This is a genomic window from Ruegeria sp. K7 (assembly GCF_056531785.1).
Genome location: NZ_JBQFMJ010000015.1, coordinates 22,696 through 48,727 on the forward strand (window position 1 = coordinate 22,696; position 26,032 = coordinate 48,727).

Below are 26,032 nucleotides of genomic sequence, written 5' to 3' on the forward strand. Positions count from 1 at the left end.
TGACTTCTGTCAGCACAAGGGCGGCCCCGGTGGCCGCCCTTTTCAGTTTGCAACCGCATTTCGATAGCACTCGCCCAGAACGTAATCCCAGCCACCGTCGTAACTGCCGCGTTTGTCCGGTGCTTCGGTTGCCCAGGCCTGCCAGCCGGAATGGGTAAGGACTACCTTTGTTTGCCCCGGCCCGTGGTCTTCGAATTCGACTGTCACCAGGGTGGAACGCTTTTCGTCTGTTCCGGGATGCCAGGTAAACGCCACCTTTTGCCCGGGCGCAAACAACAGAACCTCTCCCCAGTCCGAACGTGTGCCGTCAAACATGGTTTCGTAAATCGCGCCACCTACAAACGGCTCGATCGAGACAGCAAGTGCCGGTTTACCGTGTGCGGCGGACACGGCATGGCCATGCAGCGGCCACCATTTTGCAATCCGGTTCACAAAAACATCAAATGCCTGTTCACGCGTCGCTTTTACAATCACCGTTTTGACGATGGGATCAGTCATGGTTCTGTCCCTTCTCATTAAATTCGGCCGCATAACCTTCCAACACTTCGGACCAATACCGATCCAGCCAATCCCGCAACTCGGCAAGCCCCTCGGGGCGGGCAGCATATATCCGCCGGGTCCCTTCGGCACGGCACACCACGAGGCCCGCATCGGTTAGAACCCGAAGATGCTGGGACACGGCAGGACGACTGACAGGCGTGTTTTCAGCCAATTCCCCAACTGCCTGCGGCTTGATTGCAATCGCTTCGAACAATTGTCGCCGGGTGGGATCACTTAAAGCAGAGAATACATATTGGTTAGCCATCACTTACCGTAAGTGAAAACTTACTGATTGTCAAATATGGCGGCGTGACATCCCCGGATGCGCAAGATAAGGGGAAGCCATGGTAGAGAGCCCCAATTCACGCGACTGGAGCGGCGTTGTAACGCTTGGCCTGATCTGGGGCGGCACTTTCATGGTCGTTGCCATGGCCCTGGAAGGTTACGGCCCGATCACCGTGGCAACTGCCCGAACGACACTGGGTGCACTGACTTTGCTGTTGATGATGGCGGCGACGGGCCGAAAAATTCCCACTGGAAACCCGGCACTCTGGTGGTCGATCATAATCATCGGCATCCTGTCGACGGCCCTGCCCTTTGTCCTGTTAAGCTGGGGACAGCAATTTGTTCCGTCAGCCTTTGCCGGGCTTTCCATGGCCGCAATCCCGTTAATGGTTTTGCCGCTTGCCCATTTCTTTTCCGACGAACCGATGAATATGCGCAGACTGTTCGGCGTAACCCTTGGGTTCACCGGTGCGCTGATACTGATCGGGCCAGGTCTTGCACAATTGGGGTCGGGGGCTGAACCCATGGCTCAACTGGCCTGCGTCGGTGCAGCATTGTCCTACGCCCTGGCCTCGATCTTCACCCGCCGCTGCCCGCCCGTTGATCCGGTTGTCCTGGCCGCCTTGACGCTTGTGGTCGGTGCTGTGCTGTTGCTGCCGATCATGTTGGTTTACGAAGGTATTCCCCGTTGGGAAGGCACCCGGCCCGGTCTTGCCATCATCGTGCTGGGCCTGTTCCCCACTGCCTTTGCAACGCTCCTGCGGGTTTCCATCATTCGCAGCGCCGGATCCGTTTTCCTGACCCTGGTGAACTATCAGGTTCCAATCTGGTCAATGGTGTTTGGCGCCTGGATCCTGTCCGAGGCGCTGCCTTTCCGGTTCTATCTGGCGCTGGCAATGATCCTGACGGGGCTGGCCATCAGCCAATGGTTCAGCCTGCAGAAACTGCTTTTCAGACGCTAGCCAGCCGCCGCCTCGACCTCGGAGACGATGCCGTCAACGACTTGATTCAACAGGGTATCATCTTCGCATTCGGCCATGACACGGATCAGCGGCTCAGTCCCGGACATGCGAATCAACAAACGCCCTTGTCCGTTCAATCGCGCTTCGGCATCGGCAATCGCCGTCTTGACGTTCTGAGCTTCCAGGGGATGTTGGCCAACTTCGTAGCGGACGTTTTTCAGCAATTGCGGAACTTTCTCAAACTGCTGCGAGATCTCAGAGGCGCTGCGGCCAGCCCGAACCATTTCCGCCAGGAAATGCAGCCCTGCCATCAGCCCGTCCCCGGTGGTTGCGTAGTCTGTCATCACGATATGACCCGACTGCTCGCCGCCCAGATTGAACCCGCCTTCGCGCATGCGTTCGACAACATAGCGGTCGCCTACCGCAGTGCGTTCTAGTCGCAGCCCCCGCGCAGCCAGGTGCCGCTCGAGCCCGAGGTTGGACATGACCGTTGCCACCAACGCCCCGCCGGTCAGCCGATCAGCACGGGCCCAGCTGCTGGCGAGCAGCGCCATCAACTGATCGCCATCGGCAACCTGCCCCTGTTCATCGACAATCACGACCCGGTCAGCGTCACCGTCCAGGCAAATCCCTACATCGGCACCGTGGGCAACCACGGTTTCCGCCGCCATTTGCGGTTTGGTCGACCCGCAGTTGAGGTTGATGTTCTTGCCGTTGGGCGCGATGCCAATCGGAATGACCTCGGCACCCAACTCCCACAGAACCTCCGGGGCGGTGCGGTGCGCAGCGCCATTGGCGCAGTCGATCACAACTTTCAGACCATCGAGCCGCAATTCACGTGGCAACGAGGATTTCACACGCTCGCCATAGCGGAACCGCGCATCATCCACGCGACGCGCCCTGCCAATATTCTGGGCCTTGGCGGGGTGGACGCCTTGTTCAATCAGGTCTTCGATATCCATTTCTGCCTGATCCGACAGCTTGAAGCCGTCGGGGCCAAAAAACTTGATCCCATTGTCTTCAGCCGGGTTGTGGCTGGCAGAAATCATCACACCCAGATCAGCGCGCATCGACCGGGTCATCAGACCCACCGCAGGCGTTGGCACCGGGCCCAGCAGCAACACGTTCATACCGGTCGAAGTCAAACCTGCTGTCAGCGCGTTTTCCAGCATATAGCCCGAAAGGCGCGTATCCTTGCCGATGACCACGCGGTGCACGCCGGAGGCGTCGCGCCGGAAATATCGCCCGACTGCCGCACCAATGCGCAAAGCCATTTCCGCCGTCATCGGATGCGTGTTGGCAGTGCCCCGCACCCCGTCGGTTCCGAACAATTTGCGCATCGGTGTTTTCTCCAAAATTCCAGCCTTGGGACCGGATTACCGGACGGCAGTCCACAAGCGCAAGGCCTGAGCCGTCTCGGCCACATCATGGACCCGAATGATCTGCACACCTTGCGACAATCCGGCCAACGCAACAGCAATTGATCCTGGCGCACGCGCATCCTTGCGCGGTTCCTTGCCGATCTGACCGATGAATCCCTTGCGCGACACGCCCAACAGGATCGGGCAACCCAACCCGTGAAACAGGCTGAGGTTCCGCAACAGGGTCAAGTTATGAGCCTCGGTTTTGCCGAACCCAATGCCCGGATCGGCAATGATCTGGTCCCGGTTCAGGCCAAGGCCCTCAAGATGTTCGATCTGTCCATTGAGGAAATCGTATACATCCAGCAGGACGTCATCATATTGCGGGTCATCCTGCATCGTCGCGGGATCACCCTGCATGTGCATGAGGCAGACCGGGGCAGCGACCCGGGCACAAAACGGGGCCAGATCCGGATCAAAGGTAAACCCTGACACGTCGTTGATCAGCCCTGCCCCGGCTGCCCAGGCGGCTTCGGCGACGCTGGCCTTGCGTGTATCGATTGAAACCAAAGCATCCGTTTCCGCGCAGATCGCGGAAATCAGCGGGCGCGTCCGCTCGATCTCTTCAGCTTCCGGAACATATTCGGCGCCCGGACGGGTGGATTCCCCACCAATGTCCAGAATGCTGGCGCCATGCGTGACCATGGATTTAGCTGCGGTCACAGCGGCTTCGACCGAATTGTGCAGACCTCCGTCCGAGAAGCTGTCGGGCGTTGCGTTCAAAATGCCCATGATCTGCGGGACCGTCATGTCCAGACCTGCAACTGCCGCCCTTTTGCGGGTCAGGCGGCTGATCACTTCTTCCGGGATGTCGTTCACGGCGACCAGAACCGGGTCGCCGTCGCGTGTCAGTTTTTCCGCATGGGTGAACCACAAATCCTGCCCAGCCAACGACACCGCATGGGTCGGGCGCGTCAGTCCGTGCTGTACAAGAGGACGAAAATACGCGGTCACAGTTTGGCCTGATCCACCGGCACCGCCCGCAGGGGAGTTTTGGGAGCCTCTGGAAGATCGCCGCCTATGACCAACATCTCGCTGGCTTCGAATGTTGCCGCGAACCACGCTGCCAACGCAACCGAATCGGACGGCGCCGCTGACGGGCCATCCACCGCATCCAGAACGATCTTGGACGGCGCCCAGACACAAATCTGGCCGTTCTTCATGGCCCAATCCAGCTCTGTCCGCGTTGAAACCACCACGCACCGGTGATCGCGCGCCGCCAATACCCATGCATTTTGTTCAATGGCCAGCAGGTCGATCCGACGTTGTGTCATTGCATGACCGGTTTTCGGAACAGTCAGGTCCGATGCCCCGACACACAGGATCAGAGGGCGCTGACGGCTTTCAAGCTGATCGATCCAACCGGTCAGATTTTTCGACTGCATCGCCTCGTTCGACAAATAAACCAGACGTGGATGCGGCCGCTCTTCTTCAATCAGGTCATGATGGACCGTGTCCTTGCCGCGAACGATCTCGACGCCCAAAGCACCTGGACCCCGGTCCAGCTTTTCTATTCTGACAAAAGCCCTTACAGCCTGAGGTTCAAGCAAGATACGCTCGGCGATCCGGTCCGCCAAAGTTTCCAGAAGGTTCAACCGCTCAGCAGCCAGTTCAAATGCAATGGCTTCTGTGACGCGGTCGTAGGACAGAATCCGGTCGACATCATCATCAATCGGATCGCTGATCGGGCGCACTTCGACCACGATGTTGAAACAGATGCGCTGCGTTGTTCCCCGCTCGGCCTGAAATGCGCCGATTTCCACTTCGACGATGTGATCGCGCAGTGAAATACGGTCCAGAGGACCCCGGGACGCTGTCGCTTCCGAGCGTTCGGACGGGTGCGCAAAGGCAAGGCGGATTTCAGAACTCATGGGTATGGCCTTTTCGGGCTCGGGCAGTGCAGGTTGCCTATCATAGGCGGTGCGCAGGCCTATAACATTCATACAAACGCCATTCCAACCGCCTAAAACGCCACTTGGGCCATTTGCACCGGCGAGAACTTGCGAAACCCGAGCGTGCGAATGCCGGTTCAGCATTCGCGGTGCTTAGTCACCAATCGGAAGCAGGTCAGTTGCTCGCGGTACGGTAATTGTGACGATAGAAGATGTGCACACCGATCCGGGCGGTTTCCTTGTACACCCGCGACCAAGACGGGCGTACGGCTTTGGTGTGATAATGCGTTGCCCCTTCGGTCAGTTGATCTGCAATCCCATCAATGGACGTGCGGGCAACTTTAGCGACACGCTCATAGGCTTTCTTTTCGTGAATGACCTCTTTGCGGCCATCGCAGGTGTAGGTGAACTGACACTGGTACTTCTTGCCCGTTCCCTGCTGGATGACACCGCACAGATCATCCGGAAAGCGGCTGCTTTCAACCCGGTTCAAGATAACCTCGGCCACCGCAAACTGACCACGGACGCTTTCGCCGCGTGCCTCGAAGTACAGCGCTTCGGCCAGACACTTCCAATGCTCATCGCCGGTTGCCTTGGGCTGCTGGTCCAACCATTCCTTGGAATAGGATACGTCCAGCGGTTTGGCTTCTTTTCGGGGCGTAAATAGCTTCAGGTAATCACGAAAAACCTGACCCGGCAGTTCACTCCGAGTCACCAGCTCAGCCTTGGCGGAATGAGTCTCTTCCTTCTCGGCGAAGGATACAGTCGGCAGCACGGTTGCTGCCACAGTGGCAACAGCCATTATGTAACGTAGCATCAGATAACCTCGCACAGGCACTTCTCGCGCCATACCCTCCCCCGGCGGGCGCGATGAGGCTCTTAACGCACTGAGGACGAAAGGTCTACATCTGAAAAAAATGCAAGAGGAAAATTGCCTGCGGGGTCGAGTTTTTTCGACCACAGGTCCTTCCAAAACCACTATTCCTAGGGCTTGCGACCCTTGTCAACCCCCAAGTCTGGACGAAATCGCCAGTTGAGCGGCAGCCAGCCGAGCGACAGGCACCCGGAAGGGCGAACAGGACACATAGTCAAAACCCAGATCGCGGCAAATCGAGATTGATTCGGGGTTTCCGCCATGTTCGCCGCAGACCGAAAGCGTGACATCCGGCTGCGCGGCACGCCCGCGTTCAGCCCCGAGTTTCAGCAGCTCGCCGACGCCGTCGCGGTCCAGTACATGAAACGGATCTTCGACAAACACGCCCTGGCGCACATAGGCGGACATGAACCTTCCCGCGTCGTCGCGTGACAGCCCATAGGTCATCTGGGTCAGGTCGTTTGTTCCGAAGCTGAGGAACGAGGTCTGTGGCGCGATCTCATCCGCACGCAGGCACGCACGCGGTGTTTCCACCATGACGCCCAGTCTGTATTCGAATTCCTGCCCCTTTTCCGAGGCGACAGCCGCAGCCACGGAGTCGATACGGGACTTCACCAGCTCGACCTCGCGCCGGGCGGAAACCAGCGGAATCATGACTTCGGGCACGACGGCCGCACCATCCATACTGGCTTCGATCGTGGCCTCGAAGATGGCCCGCGCCTGCATGTCATAGATTTCAGGCACCGTAACCCCCAGACGCACGCCACGCAGGCCCAGCATCGGGTTGTATTCAGTCATCGCATTGACCTGCCGCTCGACATCCGACACCGGCAGATCAAGTGCTTCGGCCAGTTCACGTTGCCCTGTACGAGTGGTTGGAAGGAACTCGTGCAATGGCGGGTCGAACAGGCGGATGCAGACAGGTTGCCCTTCCATGATCCGGAAAAGCTGTACGAAATCTTCGCGTTGCATCGGCAGCAAACGTTCCAGCACAGCCGCACGACCCGACGAGGTCTGCGCAAATATCATCTCGCGCATGACAATAAGCCGGCCGGGATCGAAGAACATATGCTCGGTCCGACACAAACCGATGCCCTGCGCCTGGAAATTCCGCGCGGTCTGTGCGTCCGCCGGCGTGTCTGCGTTGGCGCGGATCGCTATATCGCGCTCGGCGTCGGCCCAACCCATCAGTGTCTGGAAACAATCGTCCAGAGCAGCCTCAAGCATCGCGGGCCGACCGGCCAGAACTTGACCCGAACTGCCATCAATTGTCAGTTCGTCACCAGTTTGGAAAACACGCCCGTCCGGAGCGGTCAGCAGCTTCTTTTTTGTCTGGAACCGCATCTCCGAAGCGCCAACGATACACGGCAGGCCCAGACCACGCCCGATCACCGCTGCGTGGCTGGTCATGCCGCCCTTTTCCGTCAGCACGGCCACTGCGGCGTGCATACCGCGCACATCCTCAGGCGCAGTTTCGCGCCGCACCAAAATGCAGGGCTCGCCACGCGCGGCACTGGCCTGTGCCTCGGCGGACGTAAAAACAATCTTGCCTGTTGCCGCACCCGGGCTGGCGGCGATCCCGGTGGTCAGGATGTCCCGCTCTGCCTTGGGGTGTACCTGCCGGTGCAGCAGCTCGTTCAATGAGTGCGGATCAACGCGCATCACCGCGTCCTGCGGCGGCACAATACCGTCTTCGGCCAGACGCACGGCTATCCGCATCGCGGCGCGGGCACTGCGCTGAACGCGTACCCCGTCCAGAATATGCACGTGTCCGTTTTCGATAACGAATTCGACCTGCATTTCCTCACGCAGCTTTTCGCGCATCAGCGCGGCATGAGATTTCAGGTTGTCAAAGGCCTCGGGCGCCAGTTCCTCCAGTGACAGGCCGCGCGGGTCTTTTTCGAGATACAGCGCCGCCACATCTTCACCCAAAGCGTCCCGACCCTGGCTTTGACTCAGGTAACGGCCCGTGATCTGCGGCAGCCCGGTCGTGGAATCCACAAGCTGCAGAACTCCGGAACCGCATTCCCCCTGCCCGACGCCCGGTATCATTTCCTGAATGACAAGGCCAAGGCCGGCATCGGCCGGCGCGCCCTTTGCCTGACGCAGCAAACGCGCGGAAGTGCCATCCCAGGCTCGGGCCATCGAACGCAGAACACCGATCAGTTGCTCGCCCCGATCCTGCGGAAAGGCCTCTTCGGCTTCATCTTCGTAAGCGCGCAAGGACTGGCGCAACCCCTCGCGGCCGGTGAGATCGATATCATCAAACAGGTCAGGGTCCAGTCGGGCGACATGGATGGCATAACTCTGGACAAAACGCAGATACAGTGCGGCCGCTGCTTCAGCTCCCATCTTGTCGGACAGGTCAACATAGCGGGCGTCGTTCATGCCGATGTTCAGAACCGCGCCCGGCCCGCCCCAGTCGGGGTCCTCGGAGCTGGGACGCACACACAGCAATGCAGTCGGTTCGAACTGTTCTAGAATGGCGGCGATGTCGGGGATATGACCTTCGGCGATCCGGTGGACCGCATCGAATGACAAGGCGACCGTGCGCGGGACCGGCAGGTCAAGCCGGACCAGACGTTGCAGGCATTTCGCCCGGCCGCCATGGGTATGGGCGGCGACGGGCGCGTCGGATGTGATCAGCGTTGTATGCGGGTTATTCTGCACTGCGGCACCTTTTGATTTCACCGCAGCATAAGCGCAAACACTGTTGGCGCAAGTGAGTTCTGGGTCAGCCTTCGATCTTGCTCAGGTCGGCGACACCCAGACAAACCCGGCGGATCTGGCTGAGCAGGTTCAGACGGTTGCGGCGGAGAATATCATTGTCGGTATTCACCTGAACCTCGTCAAAGAACGCATCGACCGGGCCGCGCAACGCGGCCATGGTAGCCATCGCCTTTGGAAAGTCCTCGGCCTTCAGCGCAGGTTCGATTTCGGCCTGCGCCTGATCCAGGGCAGCAAACAGCGCCCTTTCGCTGTCGGTCTCCGCAAATTTTATGTCGGCGCCATAGGAGTATTCGACGCCATCCTTCTCCTCGGCCTGTGTCAGGATGTTGTTGGCGCGTTTGAACCCCTGCACTAGGTTCTCTCCATCCTCGGTCGCAATCACCGCATTCAGCGCGCGGGCGCGTTTGACCAGCAGGTTGAGGTCGTCATTGCCGTCCATCGCGATACAGGCGTCGATGATGTCGTGGCGGATACCCTCGTCACGCAGGAAGACTTTGAGGCGGTCATGGAAGAAGGAGAGGAGGTCGTCAGATGCGTCTGGAACCTTTTTCTCCAGCTCAAGAAACGCCGCCGCTGGTGATCCTTCAAGCCCTTCTTTGACTGTCTGAAAGGCCGCACCAAATACGCCGTGCTCGGCGATTTTTTCCAATAGAACGCGTGTATTCGCTTCCGGCAGCGCGTCGTTGATAGCACTTTCCGCTCGAACCAATTGGCTGTCGAAGAAACGGTCCATCCGAACACGCAGATTGTTATCCAGCACCAGCCGAATAACGCCCAACGCCGCGCGGCGAAGGGCAAATGGGTCTTTCGATCCGGTCGGCTTTTCATCAATCGCCCAGAACCCGGTCAGTGTGTCCAGCTTGTCGGCAAGCGCTACGGTCACCGACAGCGGCGCGGTCGGCACGTCATCCGACGGACCCAGCGGCGAGTAATGCTCCTGTGCCACGGCGGCCACGGTCGCGTCTTCGCCTGCGGCCGCGACGTAGTAGCGGCCCATAAGCCCCTGAAGTTCGGGGAATTCATAGACCATCTCGGAATTCAGATCGGCCTTGGCCAGACGCGCGGCTTTCTCGGCCTGATCCGCATCCGCCCCCGCCACCGGGGCCAGTTCGCGGGCCAGCGCTGCGATGCGGTCGATCCGTTCGGCCTGCGTGCCCAGTTTGTTGTGGAAGGTCACATTCTCCAGCGCACGGGTCCACTGGGCGATGTCCGACTTGGCAACGCGCAGGTCGTTCTCCCAGAAAAACTTGGCGTCTGCCAGACGCGCCGACAGAACCTTCTGGTTCCCGGCAAGAATGGTTGCCCCGTTGTCAGCGGTTTCACGGTTTGCAACGGTAATGAACTGTTCGATCCGACCCGTTTTGGGATTGCGGACCGAAAAGAACTTCTGGTGTTCCTTCATCGAGGTTTGCAGAACCTCGGGTGGCAAATCCAGGAATTTACTGTCAATCTTGCCCATCAGAACGACCGGCCATTCGACCAGCCCGGCGACCTCGGCCAGCAGCCCGTTATCCTCGACCACTTCAAGACCGGCAGCGAAAGCAAGGTTCTGGGCGTCATTCCAGATATGTTCGGCGCGCACCTCGGGAGACAATACAACAAAGGCTCGCTTCAACTTGGCCGAATAGTCCTCGAAAGACGAAACCGAGAAACGATCCGGCGCCATGAAGCGATGACCGGCGGTTCTGTCACCGGCGGTGATCCCCTCGACCTCAAGCGGAACCACCTGCGCACCGGCCTCGTCGGTCAGGATGCACAGGATCGAATGCAAAGGGCGTACCCAGCGCATCGGGCCACTGCCCCAGCGCATTGATTTGGGCCAAGGGAAATTGCGGATCGTGGCGTCAAGCACCTCGGACACGATATCGGCAGCCGCCCGACCAGGCTTTTCGATGGTTGCGAAATAAACCGCCCCTTTGGGCGTTTCTCGTTCTTCCAACTGATCGCGGGTCAGGCCCGCGCCGCGCAAAAACCCTTCGATGGCTTTGTCCGGCGCGCCGACCTTCGGGCCTTTACGCTCTTCCCGGATAGTGGGGCTTTCGGCCAGCAGCCCCTCGACCGCCAGTGTCAGACGGCGCGGAGTTGTCATTGCTGCGGCCCCGGCATACGTCAGACCGGCCTCGACCAGACCATCTGTCACCTTCTTTTTCAGATCCTCACCCGCACGGCGCTGCATGCGTGCGGGGATTTCCTCGGAAAACAGTTCGATCAGCAGGTCGGGCATTTTCGGTCCTTAGAAATTCACGATCGTCTGGATGACGATGGCGTTGGCGATATCCACAAAGAATGCGGATACAAGGGGCAGCACGATAAAGGCAATAGGCGACGGGCCATATCGCTTGGTCACGGCGGTCATATTTGCGATGGCGGTCGGAGTGGCACCCAGCGCAAAACCTCCGAAGCCGGCAGCCAGCACCGCAGCGCGGTAATTCGAACCCATAATCGGAAACAGCACCCAGATAACGAATACCACCGCAAAGAGGGTTTGCGCGGTCATGATTGCGGCGATGGCAATTCCAAGCTCCGCAATGGTCCACAATTGCAGGCTCATCAGTGACATGGCCAAAAAGGCACCCAACGCGAACTCGGAGATCAGCGCCAGCGACGGCGTTCGCGCAACCGGAGGGGCTGAGGGCGCGATGGCCGATCGGACGTTGGCGATCACGATGCCCATGATCAGGCAGGGCACGAACAATGGCAGTTTGAGCCCGGCTGCCGTGATGACTTCGCTGAGTGCATAACCAAGAATAATGGCCAGATTCAGATGAAGCAAAACGCGCATTACGGTCAGGTGATCTATTCTGGCGCTCGCTTCATCCGGATTGTCCGGCAAACCGACGGTGTGCTCTTCTTCCGGCCGATCCGGGCTAAGCTTGCGCCCTTCGATCAGAAACCGAGCGACGGGGCCACCAACAAGCGCAGCTAAAACAAGACCCAGCGTGGCCACGGCCACCCCAAGTTCGGTCGCGCCTTCCAGACCGGTGGCCCGGCCCACTTCCGGGGCCCATGCGATTGCAGTACCGTGACCGCCGATCAGCGCCGCAGAGCCAAACAATACTCCGGATTGCATAGGGTAGCCGAACACGACAGCCCCAGCCGCGCCAATGGCGTTTTGCGCGACAATTGTGATCAGAGTTAGGACAAGAAGCAAAAACAAAGGCTTGCCGCCTGCAATCAGATCCGACAATCGGGCATTCAATCCGATCCCGGCAAAGAACAGCACCAGAAGGAAGTCCCGCGCCGCCAAACCAAAGGACAGTTCAAGACCCGCCACCAAATACAGCAGCAACACAACGAGCGATGCCAGCAGCCCCCCTGTTACCGGTTCGGGGATGTTGAACTGACGCAGAGTTGCGACCCGGGCGTTGATCTCGGCACCGATCAGGTAAACCGCAAATCCCAGCGTCGCTGTCAGGAAATCGGGGATCTGGACCGTATCAACCAAAATGAACCTCTTACTCCTGTGGCCGCGGCGGACATTCTTCGCCCACAACTGTCCCGTCATAAGCCTTCTCGCCGCAATTGTTCAGCCTGTGCCAGACATAGCCCTGCCCGCCATCGGTCACGGCCACAATGCGATCGACCCCGAAATGGACGTTTTTAATGGCGACATACGCCCGCGCATGTCCGGTTTTCAGCGCATCGGCGACGGCCACGGCATCATAGCAGTCAAACCAACCGGGCGCGGTTAGCGGTTCGGGATCGTCGGCAGGCATGAAGGCTGCGGACAAATCTTCCAATGTCAGCTCTGTTTCGAAACAAGCGCGATATCGGATCGGTGAACTATCCGCGTCAATCGCCTCAAATGCGCTGTATTTGATAGCAACCGGCTGGTTCGTTTTGACTTCCGTCAGAACGACATCCTTGCCCGGTTTCGCTTCGACATCATAGTAGAACCCGTAAATCTGCAAATAATACATGCTGATGCCCGCGATGGCCGCGCACATCAACAGAATGACAACAAGGACCTTTCCGGTCGAACTTTTTCTTTTTTCGCTCATGCTGCCCCTTCATTCATCGTTGAAAATAGGACAACCTCGCGCAGATTGCAGAACTGATCGAGGCACCCTGAATGGAAACGACCCTTGCCATCGGCTTTTTTGGCGCGCTTTTCGCGATCATGAACCCGGTCACCAACCTGCCGGTGTTCCTGAGCGTCACACAGAGCCTGTCCGTCGCCGACCAGCGAAAAGTTGCGATCAAGACTGCTGTCTATTGCCTGATCCTGGGTGGAGGGTTTGCCGTCATCGGCAGTCAGGTTTTGGGTCTTTTTGGAATCAGCGTCGACGACCTGCGCGTTGCCGGGGGCCTTGTTGTTCTGATGTTCGGGCTGAACATGCTGAACGGTAACGAAAGCAGTTCGCACCACGGCACGCAGGATGAAAAGCAATCCTATGCGACGCTTGAAGCGGTCGCTTTTTACCCGCTTGCATTTCCCATTCTCGTTGGTCCCGGAACGATTACAACCCTGATCCTGTATGCTCATCGCATCAAAAGCCCGACCGAAGCCATTGTCTACACATGTGTTTTTCTTGCGGTCGTGCTGTTGCTTCTGATCACGTTCTGGAACGCCACGGCCCTGGCAAAGCGGCTGTCTGACAACGCGCGCGTGATCATGAGCCGGTTCATGGGCATGATCCTGTCGGCCATCGCAATCGGCATGATCGCGGATGGCCTGAAGGCATTGCTTCCCGGTTTGGCCTGACCGGCCCATCAGCCCGCGTGACCGGCGGCCCCGGTCAGAACAAACGCATCCGCACATTGTTTGGCCAGCGCCCGCACACGCCCGATATACGCCTGACGCTCCGTTACCGAGATCACGCCACGGGCATCAAGCAGGTTGAAGATGTGCGAGGCCTTGATGCATTGGTCATAAGCGGGGTGCGCCATGATGATACGCTTCCCGGTCTTGGGATCGTCATGTTCCTGCGCCAGAATGGCGGCGCATTCTGCCTCGGCCTCTTCGAATTGACGCAGCAATACCTCGGTATTGGCCACATCGAAGTTCCAGCGGGCGTATTCCTCTTCGGTCTGTTTGAAGATGTCGCCATAGGTTAAAGGGCTGGGCGATTGCGGGTCGTTGAACGGCATATCCATCACGTGATCGATGCCCAGCACATACATCGCCAGACGCTCGAGCCCATAGGTCAGTTCACCCGAGACCGGCGCGCAATCATGTCCGCCGACCTGCTGGAAATAGGTGAACTGGCTGACTTCCATCCCGTCGCACCAGACTTCCCAGCCAAGACCCCATGCGCCCAGAGTTGGGCTTTCCCAGTCATCTTCGACAAATCGGATGTCGTGCAATTCCATGTCGATGCCGATCGCCTCGAGGCTGCCCAGATACAACTCCTGCAGATCGGGCGGGCTCGGTTTGATCAGCACCTGATACTGATAATAGTGCTGCAACCGGTTCGGGTTTTCGCCATAGCGACCATCAGTGGGACGGCGCGAGGGCTGCACATAGGCCGCAGCCCAGGGTTTGGACCCCAGCGAGCGGAGCGTCGTGGCAGGATGAAACGTGCCAGCTCCAACTTCCATGTCATAGGGCTGCAGAATGGCGCATCCTTTGGTGGCCCAGTAGGTCTGAAGCCTCAGGATGATCTCCTGAAATGAACGTGGAGCGCTGGACGGTTCGGTCATGACATTTCCCCTGGACGCCGCAGCATCCGTTTCCGGTCGGTTTTGCCCTTCCTATGCAAGGGGTCCGGGGGCGTCAACGGGCCAGTGGGCTCGTCATGTCTCTGTGCGGCCACACTGGAAATTCCCCGTAATCTGGCCATGGCGTTCCGAGGCTGATTTGGCGTATTCTCCGGGCTGAAAAAACTCTGCGAAACACAGGCGGACAATGGCACGCATATTCACTTCAATTGCATTTCTTTTTCTACTGGGTGTGCGCGCCGTTTTTGCGCAACAGGATACGGGTGTCTGGGTCCAGATCGAGGCACAACCGACCTTGCAGGCGGCGCAGGATCGGGCGCAGATCTATGCAAATACCCTGCCCGACGTGAATGGGTTTCGCCTTAACAGCGGCTGGTATGCCATTGTAATAGGACCCTATTTACGATCAGATGCGGATCAGGTTCTGCAGGTTTACCGGGCTGAGGGTCAAATCCCGTCGGACAGTTTCATTGCCTTTTCGAACGCACTGGGGCCGCAATTCTGGCCAGTTGGTGCGAACGTTCTGGATCGGGGCGCGGTAACGCCGCCAGTTCAAACCCAGGCGCAAACAGAACAGCCGCAAGCTGCAGCGGTTCCGCAAGATGCCGATGAAACCCGATCGCAAGCTCTGCAGGGCGAACGTCTGCTGACTGCGCAGGAACGCAAAGACCTGCAGTCAGCATTGCAGTCAGAGGGTTTCTATGACTCGACGATCGACGGGGCATTTGGTCAGGGTACACGCCGTTCCATGGCCGAATGGCAGCGCTTCAATGGGTTTGAAACCACCGGCGTTCTGACGACGCAGCAGCGCAAGGCCTTGATGGACGGCTACAATGCACCGCTGATCAGCGTTGGCATGAAGCGTTACGCAGACCCGCAGGCCGGTATTGAACTGGACTTGCCGCTGGGTGTTGTGGCCTTTGACCGCTACGAAGCACCGTTTGCGCATTTCAATGCGACCGCAGATTTGAATGCACAGGTGCTGTTGATCAGCCAGGAAGGTGACAAGGCGACGTTGCGCGCTTTGTACGAGGTGATGCAGTCGTTGGAAATTGTTCCGCTGAACGGCCCGCGCACCCTGCGGGGCGATCGCTTCACGATGGAAGGCCGCGGGCAAGGGATTGTATCCTACACGCAGGCCGCATTGAAGGATGGCAAGATCAAGGGCTTCACCCTGGTCTGGCCGGAAGGGGACGAGGCGCGTCGTGCACGCGTACTGGCCTCCATCAACGCCAGCTTTGCCACAACGGATGCCGTCCTTGACGCCGGTGCCGGGGCGGATGCGGATCAGCGGATCGACCTGGTTTCAGGCTTGCAGGTGCGTAAACCACGCTTGTCCCGCTCGGGCTTCTTCGCCGCTGCCAACGGCACGGTTCTGACGGTTTCGGAAGTGGCAAATAACTGCACCCGCATGACCCTGGACGACGATCAGGAGGTTCAGGTGGCGTGGGACGATGCCGATCTAGGCGTGGCCGTGTTGCGCCCAAGCCGGGCACTTGCCCCCATGAGCGTGGCCGAATTCAGCGCAGATGAGCCTCGTATCCGATCCGAAGTGGCCGTATCTGGCTTTTCCTATCTGGGCGCATTGGGTGCACCAACACTGACTTTCGGTCAAGTCGCCGATGTGCGGGGCCTGAATGGCGAAGATGGAATAAAACGTCTTACACTGGTCGCACAGCCCGGCGATGCAGGCGGTCCGGTGTTCGACGACAGCGGAAACGTGGTCGGGATGCTTCTGCCTAAGGCCTCTGACGGTCGCACCCTGCCCGACTCGGTCAGTCTTGCCGCCTCGGTTGATCGACTGCGTACAGTCCTGGATAAAGCCGGTGTTGCAGGTCAGCCTGGGCAGGCGGTCGGTGAAATTTCACCAAACGAGTTGAACCGCCGCGCAACCGGAATGACTGTTCTGGTTCACTGCTGGGACTAAGAAACCGTTAGGTTCCACTAATGGCGTCGCCAGACCAGGCGGCGCCATATCTGTTTTCCGAAGCTTCAGAATATGTCCGGTGTGACGCGGATCAGCGTGGGTACCGGCACATCAAACGCCGCACGGATGGCGGATTGCAAGCCGACCCCCGAGTTGGGTTGGGACGACAACGCGCCAAATGCTTCGGCCAGCTTGCAGAAATCTGGATTGCGAGCCTCAACGGCATTCGGCGCAATCTGGCTGCGCACCATGCTGTCTTCAATTTCCTTCAGCTTGCCATTGTCCCACAGAATGATTGGCAGGGACAAACCCAATTCGACCGCCACGCCCAATTCCTGCATCGTGTACTGGAACCCATAGTCCCCGGCGATCACGGCCGTGGGCTTGCCGCGTCGGGCAATCGCGCCGCCAATGCCCGCAGGCAACGCATATCCCAACGTGCCGAACCCGGTCGGGTGATGCCAGTGATACGGATAGGCCATGTCCCAGAGTTCCTTTGCGACATAGGCAAACTGCGTCATATCCGAGTAAATCATCGTGTCTGCAGGCAAAGCCGCACGCATCACATCAATCGCTGCGGCGATCCCGGGGCGTTCGGCGTCGATTTCGGCCCGCCACTTGGTACGGGCGCTGGCCACCTCTTCGGCAGTCCAACCAGTTGCCGGTTTCACCTTATCCAACACCGCCCAAAGCGTTTTCGCAAAGCTTTCACCATCCGCCTGCAGCTTGATCGCTGCACGATGCCGGTCTGACAGAACCTCGGGGTCCAGATCGACGCGGATCAGTTGCGAGGTGTGCCCAAGTTTGTCGCGCCAGAGATCGACTTCCCCCAGTTCCGCCCCAACGGCGACAATCAGATCCGCTGACGCGATCACATCGGCGCTGCCCGGTCGTGTCAGCATCGCCCCGAAATCCAGAGCGTAACCGGTGCCAGCCATGCCCCGCCCCGCAAAAGTTGTGAAGCATGCCGCCCCCAGTTGCGTCAATATCTGCCGCCACAGATTTGAATGCGCCCCTCCGCCCAGAATGAACAGGGGGCGGCGCGAGATATTCAGCATCGACAGGACCGGCGCGATATCAGGTGGCAGCACTTTTGTTCTGAGCCCGGGCTGATTCGGGAACGGCGCCGGGTCAGCCTCAGCCTCAAGCTGTGCGATCGGCACCTGAATGTGTTTGGGGCGGGGGCGCTTCAGCTCAAACTCTTCGAACGCGCGTTCGACCAGGCCAAAGGCCGCGTCGGCGGTGTTAGCCAGGCAGGACCAGTCCGCCACGGTTTCCGCGGCGGCGCGCTGATCCTTCATTTGATGCAACTGGCCCCGCTGGGCATTTACCTCATCCAGACAGGAGGACAGGACCAGCATCGGGACGGAATCGGAATAAGCCTGCCCCATCGGCGTCATGATATTGCACAACCCTGGTCCGGAAATCACATAAGCCACGCCCGGTTTCCCGGTAGCACGAGCATAGCCGTCGGCCATAAAGCCCGCCCCCTGCTCGTGCCGCGCCAGCACGTGCTTGATGCCCGCTTCTTCGATACCGCGATACATTTCCTGATTATGTACGCCCGGAATGCCAAAGATCACATCTACGCCACGATCCCTGAGCATATGTGAGATTTGCGCACCAAGGGTTCTTTTCATCAACTTCTCCAGAATTGAACGGTGAAGATCGCGTAAACCGCCAGCAGTTCAAGCCGACCGACCAGCATACCCGTGATCAGCAGCCATTTCGCCGTATCGCTCAACCCCGCGAAATTGCCGGCCGGTCCGATCTGATTGCCGAGGCCCGGTCCGACATTGGCAAGTGCGGTTGCAGCACCGGACACGGATGTAATGAAATCCAACCCGGTCAGAGCCAGCGCCCAGGACAGGACACCCATCGTCAGCACGAAGAACATGAAGAAGCTCATGACCGAGGTCAAAACATCTCGGCTGATGGGGCGGCCGTCGTATTGCGGTGTGAACACGCCGTGTGGCGAACGAATGCGGCTGATCTGGGTTTTGATCGACGCGAACAAAAGCTGATACCGGAATACCTTGATCGAACAGGCCGTAGAACCAGCGCAGCCACCGATCAGACCGATCAGAAAGAACAGCATAATCGGAAAATTGCCCCAACCCATGTAGTCGACGCTGGCATAGCCCGTGCCGGAAATGATCGAGGTTATGTTGAACAGCGATTCCCGCAAGGCTCTTTCCCAATGGTGCGGGAACACGGTCGTCAGAAAGACGGTCATGACAACGACCAACACCGCAATGGTCGCCAGAAAGGCGCGAATCTGGCTGTCTTGCCAAAGCGAACCGGTGTTGCCATTGGCCAGTTGCACATACCGCACGAATGGCAGTGCAGCCAGAATCATGAAAACGGCAGCGGCATACTCCGTCGGACCCGAGAATACGGCGAATGAGCTGTCATAGTTGGCAAATCCTCCGGTCGCGATGGTCGTCATCGAATGCACGGCGGCGTCGAAAAAACTCATCCCGAAGGCTGCATAGACCAGGGCACAAATCAGAGTCAGTACAACATAGATCATGGAAATCTGCCCGGCGATCTCTTGCGCGCGCGGCAGAATCTTTCCCATGGTCTCAAAGCCTTCCGAGCGGAAGATCTGCATCCCCCCGACGCGCAGTTCGGGCAGGAACACCATCGCAACCACGATGATTCCGATCCCGCCCAACCATTGCAGGATTCCGCGCCACAGCAGCAATCCAGTGGGCATGCCGTCCAGACCCGATAGAACCGTGGACCCTGTCGTTGTCAGGCCGGACATGGCCTCGAAATAGGCGTCAACGAAACGCAGTTCGGTTTCGCCGAACATGAACGGAATGGCGCCAAACACCGGCAGGGCAACCCACACGCCGGTTGTCAGCAGAAAGGTCTGGCGGATTGTCAGCCCCTCGCCCACACCGTTCGAACAGCTCATGGCCAGGACCACGCCGGTCATAACGGTAATGACGGCGCTTTCCAGAAACACATTCCATTCGCCCCGCCCTTCGATCAGGTCAGCAAGCAACGGCAGCAGCATGGTCGCCCCTAGAATGGCGACCAACAGGCCAATCACATATCCAACCGGGCGCATATCCGTCATGAGGCGCAGCGTTGGCGCGCCTGCACGACTGTGTCAAGCGGATGTCGGGATCAACTGTCCGATTTTGGTGCCTGAACTGGCATCGCGGGCGGTTTGGAAGGTGCCCGGGTGCGCCGCACCGGCTGTTCGGCGGCGGTTTTAGGTTTTGCCGCCGCTGGTGCCTCGGATGCCTTGCTTGCTTGACGCGCGACAGGCTTTGGCTTGTCGTCCGGCAGTTTGGTTGTCACTATTTCGGCCGTCTTGCCTGCCTGAGACTTGGGTGCCGCCACTTTGACGGTTTCAGGCTTTGCTGCCGCTTCCGGCTTGACCGCTGGCTTTTTGGGCGTCGGCGCCTTGGCCACAGTAGCGGACGGTTTTGCACTGGCCGGTTTCGGCGTGGCAGCGTTGGCGACCGGCGCTGTTTTAGGTTCCACTTTCTTTGCCACCGGTTTGGGCGTGACAGACGACGCTCTGACAACAGGTGCCTTTGGCGTTACCTGCGCTTTACGTTTTGCCCGGATCTTGGGTTTTACCGCTGGCTTTGCGCGGACTGCTTCCTTAGCAGGTTCCACCGCAGAGGACTCAGACGCTGCCGCACGTAGTGCCTGCAAGGGTACTAAAGGCAACTCGATCGCAGAGCGGGTCATGATTTGCATGATCTTCATCTGATTGACCATGGCATAGCCAGCCACACGCACGGCCGCAGCCTGAAGTTCCAATGGTCCGGAAATCGGGTTCATCTACTAATTCTCCTCTGAAAGCGATGCAGGCAGAGACAAAGCAAAGGGGGTTCCCCGGTTCGGGCCCTTTGGGCGGCAGACCGAATTTGCAATCCAAGGCGTTGCACGTCCCGGCATCCTTTAAGGTGTCGCACCACCTGGTGCGATCATGCTGCATCTGCATTGTCTTGCAGACTACCCAAATATTTGTGCTTGTGCAGAATTTTTGCTGCGGTGCGGCAATAAATCGCCAAGACGCACCCTATTTTCGGAAAACTGCCCTTAAATCAGGCAGATCAACCGACGTGGAACAATGTGGTGAACAGCCGGGGATCCAGACTGGCCGCCGCAAAGGTCGGCCCTTCTGTCAGAATGGACACCGCGTCGTGGCTGTGCAGGCTTTCCTGATGGCTGGCAACTACCCGGAAATCACCGATGTGATGGTCCGCAAGCAGTTCGGCACAGAACAACCGAGCGGCGTCCTCGACAAAAATCGGGTTGGCGGCGTTCAGTTCGGCAAACGCCTGCTCATCTTCGCGCTTGACCATGACCTGCGTCTCGGTCGGAACCGCGCGGCGGCACAGGGTGATCAGATCCTCGAACCACAGGCAATCCGCGTCACAATCGACGACAACTGAAATGCGAGCGACAGACCGCTGCGAATGCGGTGTCGCCAGTTGTCCGCGCGTGGACCGGGCGTGCTCGCTCAATTCCAGCGAACATGGGCAGGTCGAGGAATAGACGTAGTCAAGATGCATGATCTTTAGGCGTTCCCCGCCCCGATCAACCAGTTCCAGCGCGATGTCATAATACTGGTAGCCGGACAGGCCCGAACGCAGGCTTTCCACAATAACCGGATATGAAAACCGCATCTGGATGCGCGCATCCAGACTGTCCAAATCGGTCATATAGTCGTTGAGCGCGGCTTCCATCACCTCAAAGCTGAACGTGCTCTCGGCGTATTTGTAGAATGACCGCATGATCCGGGACATGTTGATGCCCTTTTTCTCGGCCTCAAGGCTTACCGAACCTGTCACCGATGTCTCTAGCGTCAGGTCCTGACCCTTCTTGCGATGAAAGCGAATCGGCAGGCGGAAATTCGAGATTCCCACATGCTGAATCCGCTGTTTGGCACCCCGGATCAGGCTGGACGGACCGTTCTGCAGATCGGGCAGAGAGGCTTTGTACGCCTCACAAACCTTGAAATCCTCGGGGTATTCCCGCGAAAGAGACGGATAATTGACCGGCACAAGCCCCGGGATCAGACGTGCAATCGACGGGTCAAGCTGGCTGATTTCCGCTTCGGTCGCGGATGACGCCCATCGCCGCAAGACGTTAAAGGCCGCCTCGGCTTCGTCACGGTCGGGAGTATTGTCCAGGTCACGGGGATATACGTTCATACGCAGGGTTTCCTTGTGTCGACGCAGGAATATAGCAGGTTTCTGTTCATTTCCAGTCCCCTCTAATACGCACCGGATACCAGACCGGATTGAATAAATCTGCGTGAAACCGTCTATATTCAGCGAAACGCGGCGAGGATTTGATGCCTCGTTTTGGACAACTTGCCCCTTGCTCGGCCGCAGGGGCCTGTCGCAAACAGGATAGCATTGCGAGTGGCGAAGTCACAGGTTGTCCGTAAAAACGTCCAAGACCACTGATGAACGAGGCCGTTATGCGCGACATACTCGATCTGGAGCGATTCCCGCTGGACCAGCCCGGCAGCGAAGCGTGGCAAAGCCTTGTCGAGACCTGTAGTCAGGAGCTTGCACAGCAAGGGTTGTTCAATCTCGAAGGATTGCTGCGCCCGGAGGTCGCCGAGTTCACAGTGTCAGAAATGATACCACGCTTTGATACCGACGCCTTCCTGCATCAGCGCCGCCACAATATCTATTTCAAGAAGATTGAGGAATTGCCCGAAGATCACCCCGCGCTGCAGGAATTCGATACGTCCAACCGGACGCTTTGCGCCGATCAGATTCAGGGTACCGCCCTGCTAAGGCTGTACGAATGGCCAGAATTCGCGCATTTTCTGGCCGCAACGATGAACAAGTCGGTACTGCACGTGATGGACGACCCTCTGGCCCGGGTGAACGTCATGTCCTATCGCGAGGGTCAGGCCCTGAACTGGCATTTTGACCGGTCAGAGTTCACCACAACGATGCTGTTACAGGCACCGGATCAGGGTGGCGCTTTTGAGTACCGGAAAGACCTGCGCAGTGAAACCGACCCGAACTATGACGGCGTTGCAAAACTGCTGAGCGGCAATGATAAAAACAGTCGGGTTATTTCCCTGAGCCCCGGAACCCTGAACGTGTTCAAGGGCAAGAATACCGCCCATCGGGTGACGCCCGTAGCAGGAAGCAAGCCACGGATAATAGCCGTGTTCTCCTATTACGAAGATCCCGGTGTCACGTTTTCGGATACCGAGCGGATGGGTTTCTACGGACGGGCCTGAGGCACGTGCACCCTGCGGCGACTGCAAGCCACAGGGTGCATTTGTCTACTTTTGCGATGCCGCAAGCGCCTGTTGAATGTCCGCCAGAAGATCTGTCGGGTCTTCCAGCCCGATTGAAAGGCGGATCAGGCCCGACGTGATGCCCAACTCATCCCGCTGCTTCTCACTCAGGCGCTGGTGCGTGGTTGTGGCGGGGTGTGTCGCGATCGACTTCGCATCACCCAGATTGTTCGAGATCACCGGAATGGTCATGGCATTCAGGAATGCAAAGGCTGCTTCTTTTCCGCCTTTGATATCCAGCGACAGAACCGTTCCGCCCTTGCCGCCCAACTGATCCTGAACAAGCGCGTTTTGTGCATGGGTTTTCAGCCCCGGATACAACGTGCGAACCAGAGCAGGATGCCCTTCAAGCGCTTCCGCAACTGTCTGCGCCGTCTCGGCCTGCGCGATTACGCGCAACGACATCGTTTCCAGCCCTTTCAGCATGATCCAGGCGTTGAACGGGCTCAGCGCGCCGCCTGTATGCTTGAGATACGGCTCGACCGTGCCACGGATGAATTCCTTAGTGCCGATGATCACACCACCCAGAGCACGCCCCTGCCCGTCTATGTGTTTGGTGGCTGAATACACAACCACGTCGGCACCCTGCTCGATCGCGCGCGAGAAGACCGGGGTCGAGAACACATTGTCGACGATAACCACTGCACCGACCGCATGAGCAAGCCGGGACACTGCGGCAATATCAATGACCTCAAGCGTGGGGTTCGACATGGATTCGAAGAAAACAGCCTTGGTGTCAGGCCGGATCGCAGCCTCCCACGCGGCCAGATCGGTTCCGTCCACAAACGTCACCTCAACGCCATACCGCGTCAGGATGTTTTCAAGAATATACAGACAGGAGCCAAACAACGCCTTGGCCGAAACAACATGGTCACCGGCCTGCAGCATCGACGTCAGCGCGCCGTTCACGGCCGCCATGCCGGAAGCGGTGGCAAACGCATCTTCACCGCCTTCCAAAGCGGCGATGCGCTGTTCGAACATCGCCACGGTTGGGTTGCCATAGCGGGCATAGATGAACTCATCCGGGCCGGATTCGATGAATCGCGCCTCGGCCTGCTCGGCAGTGTCATAGACGAAACCCTGCGTCAGAAAGATCGCTTCGCTGACCTCGTTATACTGGCTGCGGCGAATACCGCCATGAACGGCTTGAGTGCGTTTGTTCCAGGTCTCGCTCATCTTTTTCCTTTCCGCCCCCGACGCGGGAGGCAAACAAAAAACCCCAGACGCGGCCAAGCGAAAGGGGTCTTTCATCCTGACCTTTTAGCGGTGTTGTTTAGCGTGGCCCGCAATCCGGTAACAAATCGCCACGTAGCTCTGTGCTGCCATACGCCTCGGGCCGCTATTCGTCAAGGCTGCGCTTGGTTCTGTCACGCTTTCGTAACCGCCTCTTGCCGAACCGGCAGAAAGCCGCATGATCGCCGATACACGGAGGAGCCATGACCAACCCAATCGATCTGTATTTCTGGCCGACACCGAATGGCTGGAAGGTTTCCATTGCCCTGGAAGAGATGGGCCTGCCCTACACAACCCATCTGATCAATATCGGCAAGGGTGATCAGTTCGACCCCGAATTTCTGAAGATTTCGCCGAACAACCGCATGCCCGCAATTGTCGACCCCGACGGCCCGGGCGGCGCCCCGGTTTCGGTCTTCGAAAGCGGCGCGATCCTGATGTATCTGGCCCGCAAGACGGGCCGGTTCTATGGCGAAACCGAGCGTGATCGCATTGCCGTCGAAGAATGGCTGATGTGGCAAATGGGCGGCGTCGGCCCCATGGCCGGTCAGGCGCACCACTTCCTGAAATACGCCCCGAACATGGACCCGCCGCAGGACCACCCCTATCCGAAGGACCGCTACCGGGCAGAGGTTGGGCGTTTGTATGGCGTGCTGGATCGACGGCTGGCGGAAAACGAGTACGTCGCGGGCGATTTTTATTCCATCGCCGACATGTCAATCTGGGGCTGGGCCAGCCTGTGGGAAGGTCAACAGCAAGTGCTTGAGGACAAGCCCCATTTTGCGCGCTGGCTGGAAATCGTCAGTGCCCGCCCCGGCGTGCAGGCCGGTCGCGCGCTGCATGCCGATTTGCGCGGCGATCACCGGGACAAGCAATCGCAAGGGGTGCTATTCAAGCGGTGATGGTTTTCGGAAGTCGTTTTGGGTTCTCAATGATCATCGCTGATTTTACCTTGGCCATACCAAAGACCGTTAGCGAAACAGGAATTCAGGCTCCGCCGGCAAAGGCATCAGCTTGTTTTTCCGGAGACCCTTGCGCATTTGCGCAGCATTGCTGCCGTCCGTACGCATCCGGGCGGTCAGGACAAAAGCCGCATGCCCTGTCTCTGTTGTTTGAGCTGGGCCGACTGAACGCTCTGTCTTTTTGAAATCCACGCCAATCGGTTTTTTCGACCGCGCAGAGCGGAAGTTTGGAACTGAATGCTGTTTCCGATCTGTTTCTTCCTCCGACCGTGACAACTCAACGCCCTTCTGCTGCTGCAATTCTGAGAGGTACGTTGTTGCAATCCCAAGGTGCCTGCGTTCGAAGGCGTAAGCATTCAGTGCCTCATCGATCATTTTGGCGGTGTGTACATATCCTTTTGATCGCGTGAACTCTGAAAGTTCGACAAAACGATCGTGGATCTGGCTCTCATCCGGTCGGACATTTTTTTTGAGCGATCCATTTTGTGTTACGTTGGGCATCCGGACTGACTTCGAGAAGACGTTGAGTGGTGCACAGTCAAGCCCAGGCTTTGACAAAGGCCGACGCGCAAAGATGCTTGCAAGTACCCTTCCGGTACCAGAGAGTCGACCAACCGGCGTCAAAGCGGCGGAAAAGCGCCTTATACTCACACATGGATCATCCTTATACTCACACATGGATCATAAAGCACGTATCCATGAGCGCCGGACCGCAAGTCTTGCAACCGGCAAGCGTCCACTTTGTCCGTAAGGCAGACCTATCCCTCCCCCCGCACCAACACATCCAGCATCCCCGAGATATCCTCGATCTCTTCCGCGATCACATGTGTCACCGAATGCGCCCGCTGCATCCGGCCCGTTACCCTCAACAACCGCCCCGAGATCACCGCGCGGCGGAATTGTTCGTAGATCTTGCGCCAGACCACCACGTTGACGATGCCGGTCTCATCCTCAAGCGTGACGAATATCACCCCCTTGGCCGTCCCCGGTCTCTGCCGCAGGATCACCAGCCCCGCCACCGTCACGCGTGCACCTTCGGGCGGGGCGTTCAGTTGGCAGGCGGGCAGGCACGCGGGCGGGCGCGGCCAATCGCTGTTTTGATCTGTGGGGCGAACAGGGACAACAAGCATGAGAACAAAAATAGAACAAATGACAAGAAAGTCCAGTCGCGGCACGCCGAGTCGCAAATGAGGCTGGAAAGAGCTAAATGCCTTGACTAAGGAAGGTTTCGAACATCGCAAAAG

At 58.4% G+C, this 26,032-nt stretch carries 23 protein-coding genes and 1 riboswitch; of the genes, 5 read left to right on the forward strand and 18 right to left on the reverse strand.

All coding sequences use genetic code 11. From position 1 onward, the window contains the following. Positions 1-42: 42 nt before the first annotated feature. Both ACR0FE_RS19565 and ACR0FE_RS19570 read right to left on the reverse strand, forming a co-directional pair. Positions 43-498 carry an SRPBCC domain-containing protein gene (locus ACR0FE_RS19565; protein ID WP_480914765.1) on the reverse strand — a complete coding sequence of 152 codons (456 nt, stop codon included), beginning with the start codon at positions 496-498 and terminating at the stop codon, positions 43-45. Continuing rightward, a complete protein-coding gene (locus ACR0FE_RS19570; RefSeq protein ID WP_480914767.1) occupies positions 491-805 on the reverse strand; it encodes an ArsR/SmtB family transcription factor in 315 nt (104 codons plus the stop codon). Before ACR0FE_RS19570 ends, ACR0FE_RS19565 begins: the two co-directional genes overlap by 8 nt. 79 nt (positions 806-884) lie before the next feature. Here ACR0FE_RS19570 and ACR0FE_RS19575 point away from each other — a divergent pair, with 79 nt between their 5' ends. Continuing rightward, positions 885-1,787 carry a DMT family transporter gene (locus tag ACR0FE_RS19575; protein WP_480914768.1) on the forward strand — a complete coding sequence of 301 codons (903 nt, stop codon included), beginning with the start codon at positions 885-887 and terminating at the stop codon, positions 1,785-1,787. Here the strand turns inward: ACR0FE_RS19575 and glmM are convergent. From glmM to ACR0FE_RS19615, 8 genes are all read right to left on the reverse strand, one after another. Further along, a complete protein-coding gene (gene glmM, locus ACR0FE_RS19580; RefSeq protein WP_170616447.1) occupies positions 1,784-3,127 on the reverse strand; it encodes a phosphoglucosamine mutase in 1,344 nt (447 codons plus the stop codon). The two genes, ACR0FE_RS19575 and glmM, sit on opposite strands and share 4 nt — an antisense overlap. Before the next feature lie 36 nt (positions 3,128-3,163). Next, positions 3,164-4,162, reverse strand: coding sequence for a dihydropteroate synthase (folP, locus tag ACR0FE_RS19585; RefSeq protein ID WP_480891305.1), 999 nt, complete (start codon positions 4,160-4,162; stop codon positions 3,164-3,166). Next, positions 4,159-5,079 (reverse strand): dihydroneopterin aldolase, encoded by a 921-nt coding sequence (locus ACR0FE_RS19590; protein WP_480891302.1) that lies wholly within the window; start codon positions 5,077-5,079, stop codon positions 4,159-4,161. Before ACR0FE_RS19590 ends, folP begins: the two co-directional genes overlap by 4 nt. Positions 5,080-5,275: 196 nt before the next feature. Next, positions 5,276-5,917, reverse strand: a complete 642-nt coding sequence (locus ACR0FE_RS19595) for a cell wall hydrolase (protein ID WP_170619755.1) — start codon at positions 5,915-5,917, stop codon at positions 5,276-5,278. A gap of 186 nt (positions 5,918-6,103) precedes the next feature. After that, positions 6,104-8,665, reverse strand: a complete 2,562-nt coding sequence (locus ACR0FE_RS19600) for a pyruvate, phosphate dikinase (RefSeq protein ID WP_170676552.1) — start codon at positions 8,663-8,665, stop codon at positions 6,104-6,106. 43 nt (positions 8,666-8,708) lie between these two features. Further along, positions 8,709-10,928, reverse strand: a complete 2,220-nt coding sequence (gene glyS / locus ACR0FE_RS19605; RefSeq protein ID WP_480914770.1) for a glycine--tRNA ligase subunit beta — start codon at positions 10,926-10,928, stop codon at positions 8,709-8,711. A 9-nt stretch (positions 10,929-10,937) separates the two neighbouring features. Next, on the reverse strand, positions 10,938-12,149 hold the full coding sequence (gene gltS / locus ACR0FE_RS19610) for a sodium/glutamate symporter (RefSeq protein WP_480914772.1): 1,212 nt from the start codon (positions 12,147-12,149) through the stop codon (positions 10,938-10,940). Between the two features lie 10 nt (positions 12,150-12,159). Beyond that, on the reverse strand, positions 12,160-12,705 hold the full coding sequence (locus ACR0FE_RS19615; RefSeq protein WP_480914774.1) for a DUF6446 family protein: 546 nt from the start codon (positions 12,703-12,705) through the stop codon (positions 12,160-12,162). Positions 12,706-12,776: 71 nt separating this feature from the next. Between ACR0FE_RS19615 and ACR0FE_RS19620 the strand changes: the two genes are divergently transcribed. Beyond that, positions 12,777-13,409 (forward strand): MarC family protein, encoded by a 633-nt coding sequence (locus ACR0FE_RS19620; RefSeq protein WP_170616463.1) that lies wholly within the window; start codon positions 12,777-12,779, stop codon positions 13,407-13,409. Positions 13,410-13,417: 8 nt separating this feature from the next. On the opposite strand, the gene ACR0FE_RS19625 is transcribed toward ACR0FE_RS19620, so the two are convergent. Further along, positions 13,418-14,347 carry a glycine--tRNA ligase subunit alpha gene (locus ACR0FE_RS19625; RefSeq protein ID WP_170616465.1) on the reverse strand — a complete coding sequence of 310 codons (930 nt, stop codon included), beginning with the start codon at positions 14,345-14,347 and terminating at the stop codon, positions 13,418-13,420. A gap of 205 nt (positions 14,348-14,552) precedes the next feature. Between ACR0FE_RS19625 and ACR0FE_RS19630 the strand changes: the two genes are divergently transcribed. Continuing rightward, complete coding sequence (locus ACR0FE_RS19630) at positions 14,553-16,292, forward strand: serine protease (RefSeq protein ID WP_480914776.1); 1,740 nt, start codon at positions 14,553-14,555, stop codon at positions 16,290-16,292. Between the two features lie 65 nt (positions 16,293-16,357). On the opposite strand, the gene ACR0FE_RS19635 is transcribed toward ACR0FE_RS19630, so the two are convergent. The 4 genes from ACR0FE_RS19635 to folE2 all read right to left on the reverse strand — a co-directional run bounded on the left by ACR0FE_RS19635 (position 16,358) and on the right by folE2 (position 21,478). Then, positions 16,358-17,932, reverse strand: a complete 1,575-nt coding sequence (locus tag ACR0FE_RS19635; protein WP_480914778.1) for a thiamine pyrophosphate-binding protein — start codon at positions 17,930-17,932, stop codon at positions 16,358-16,360. Next, a complete protein-coding gene (locus tag ACR0FE_RS19640; protein WP_170616471.1) occupies positions 17,932-19,380 on the reverse strand; it encodes a TrkH family potassium uptake protein in 1,449 nt (482 codons plus the stop codon). Before ACR0FE_RS19640 ends, ACR0FE_RS19635 begins: the two co-directional genes overlap by 1 nt. A gap of 50 nt (positions 19,381-19,430) precedes the next feature. After that, on the reverse strand, positions 19,431-20,099 hold the full coding sequence (locus tag ACR0FE_RS19645; protein WP_480914780.1) for a hypothetical protein: 669 nt from the start codon (positions 20,097-20,099) through the stop codon (positions 19,431-19,433). Positions 20,100-20,374: 275 nt separating this feature from the next. Then, the gene (gene folE2, locus ACR0FE_RS19650) at positions 20,375-21,478 is read right to left on the reverse strand and encodes a GTP cyclohydrolase FolE2 (RefSeq protein WP_480914782.1); all 1,104 of its coding nucleotides are present in this window, start codon (positions 21,476-21,478) and stop codon (positions 20,375-20,377) included. 257 nt (positions 21,479-21,735) lie between these two features. Here folE2 and ACR0FE_RS19655 point away from each other — a divergent pair, with 257 nt between their 5' ends. Continuing rightward, the gene (locus ACR0FE_RS19655) at positions 21,736-22,533 is read left to right on the forward strand and encodes a HalD/BesD family halogenase (RefSeq protein ID WP_480914784.1); all 798 of its coding nucleotides are present in this window, start codon (positions 21,736-21,738) and stop codon (positions 22,531-22,533) included. A gap of 45 nt (positions 22,534-22,578) precedes the next feature. Here ACR0FE_RS19655 and metZ read toward each other — a convergent pair whose 3' ends face one another. Further along, the gene (gene metZ, locus ACR0FE_RS19660; RefSeq protein WP_480914786.1) at positions 22,579-23,769 is read right to left on the reverse strand and encodes an O-succinylhomoserine sulfhydrylase; all 1,191 of its coding nucleotides are present in this window, start codon (positions 23,767-23,769) and stop codon (positions 22,579-22,581) included. A 64-nt stretch (positions 23,770-23,833) separates the two neighbouring features. After that, positions 23,834-23,911: riboswitch (SAM riboswitch) on the reverse strand. 118 nt (positions 23,912-24,029) lie between these two features. On the opposite strand from metZ, the gene ACR0FE_RS19665 reads away from it, so the two are divergent. Next, positions 24,030-24,728, forward strand: a complete 699-nt coding sequence (locus tag ACR0FE_RS19665; protein ID WP_480526415.1) for a glutathione S-transferase N-terminal domain-containing protein — start codon at positions 24,030-24,032, stop codon at positions 24,726-24,728. A 69-nt stretch (positions 24,729-24,797) separates the two neighbouring features. Here the strand turns inward: ACR0FE_RS19665 and ACR0FE_RS19670 are convergent, their stop codons facing one another. Beyond that, positions 24,798-25,289 (reverse strand): hypothetical protein, encoded by a 492-nt coding sequence (locus tag ACR0FE_RS19670; RefSeq protein WP_480811362.1) that lies wholly within the window; start codon positions 25,287-25,289, stop codon positions 24,798-24,800. A 257-nt stretch (positions 25,290-25,546) separates the two neighbouring features. Next, the gene (locus ACR0FE_RS19675; protein ID WP_170806116.1) at positions 25,547-25,918 is read right to left on the reverse strand and encodes an OB-fold nucleic acid binding domain-containing protein; all 372 of its coding nucleotides are present in this window, start codon (positions 25,916-25,918) and stop codon (positions 25,547-25,549) included. Between the last annotated feature and the right edge of the window lie 114 nt (positions 25,919-26,032).

Coding starts and splice junctions, on each gene's coding strand:
- ACR0FE_RS19565 (WP_480914765.1), bottom strand. CDS start 498: ATGACTGATCCCATCGTCAAAACGGTGATTGTAAAAGCGACGCGTGAA.
- ACR0FE_RS19570 (WP_480914767.1), bottom strand. CDS start 805: ATGGCTAACCAATATGTATTCTCTGCTTTAAGTGATCCCACCCGGCGA.
- ACR0FE_RS19575 (WP_480914768.1), top strand. CDS start 885: ATGGTAGAGAGCCCCAATTCACGCGACTGGAGCGGCGTTGTAACGCTT.
- glmM (WP_170616447.1), bottom strand. CDS start 3,127: ATGCGCAAATTGTTCGGAACCGACGGGGTGCGGGGCACTGCCAACACG.
- ACR0FE_RS19590 (WP_480891302.1), bottom strand. CDS start 5,079: ATGAGTTCTGAAATCCGCCTTGCCTTTGCGCACCCGTCCGAACGCTCG.
- ACR0FE_RS19595 (WP_170619755.1), bottom strand. CDS start 5,917: ATGCTACGTTACATAATGGCTGTTGCCACTGTGGCAGCAACCGTGCTG.
- glyS (WP_480914770.1), bottom strand. CDS start 10,928: ATGCCCGACCTGCTGATCGAACTGTTTTCCGAGGAAATCCCCGCACGC.
- ACR0FE_RS19615 (WP_480914774.1), bottom strand. CDS start 12,705: ATGAGCGAAAAAAGAAAAAGTTCGACCGGAAAGGTCCTTGTTGTCATT.
- ACR0FE_RS19620 (WP_170616463.1), top strand. CDS start 12,777: ATGGAAACGACCCTTGCCATCGGCTTTTTTGGCGCGCTTTTCGCGATC.
- ACR0FE_RS19625 (WP_170616465.1), bottom strand. CDS start 14,347: ATGACCGAACCGTCCAGCGCTCCACGTTCATTTCAGGAGATCATCCTG.
- ACR0FE_RS19630 (WP_480914776.1), top strand. CDS start 14,553: ATGGCACGCATATTCACTTCAATTGCATTTCTTTTTCTACTGGGTGTG.
- ACR0FE_RS19635 (WP_480914778.1), bottom strand. CDS start 17,932: ATGAAAAGAACCCTTGGTGCGCAAATCTCACATATGCTCAGGGATCGT.
- ACR0FE_RS19640 (WP_170616471.1), bottom strand. CDS start 19,380: ATGACGGATATGCGCCCGGTTGGATATGTGATTGGCCTGTTGGTCGCC.
- ACR0FE_RS19645 (WP_480914780.1), bottom strand. CDS start 20,099: ATGAACCCGATTTCCGGACCATTGGAACTTCAGGCTGCGGCCGTGCGT.
- folE2 (WP_480914782.1), bottom strand. CDS start 21,478: ATGAACGTATATCCCCGTGACCTGGACAATACTCCCGACCGTGACGAA.
- ACR0FE_RS19655 (WP_480914784.1), top strand. CDS start 21,736: ATGAACGAGGCCGTTATGCGCGACATACTCGATCTGGAGCGATTCCCG.
- metZ (WP_480914786.1), bottom strand. CDS start 23,769: ATGAGCGAGACCTGGAACAAACGCACTCAAGCCGTTCATGGCGGTATT.
- ACR0FE_RS19665 (WP_480526415.1), top strand. CDS start 24,030: ATGACCAACCCAATCGATCTGTATTTCTGGCCGACACCGAATGGCTGG.
- ACR0FE_RS19670 (WP_480811362.1), bottom strand. CDS start 25,289: ATGCCCAACGTAACACAAAATGGATCGCTCAAAAAAAATGTCCGACCG.
- ACR0FE_RS19675 (WP_170806116.1), bottom strand. CDS start 25,918: ATGCTTGTTGTCCCTGTTCGCCCCACAGATCAAAACAGCGATTGGCCG.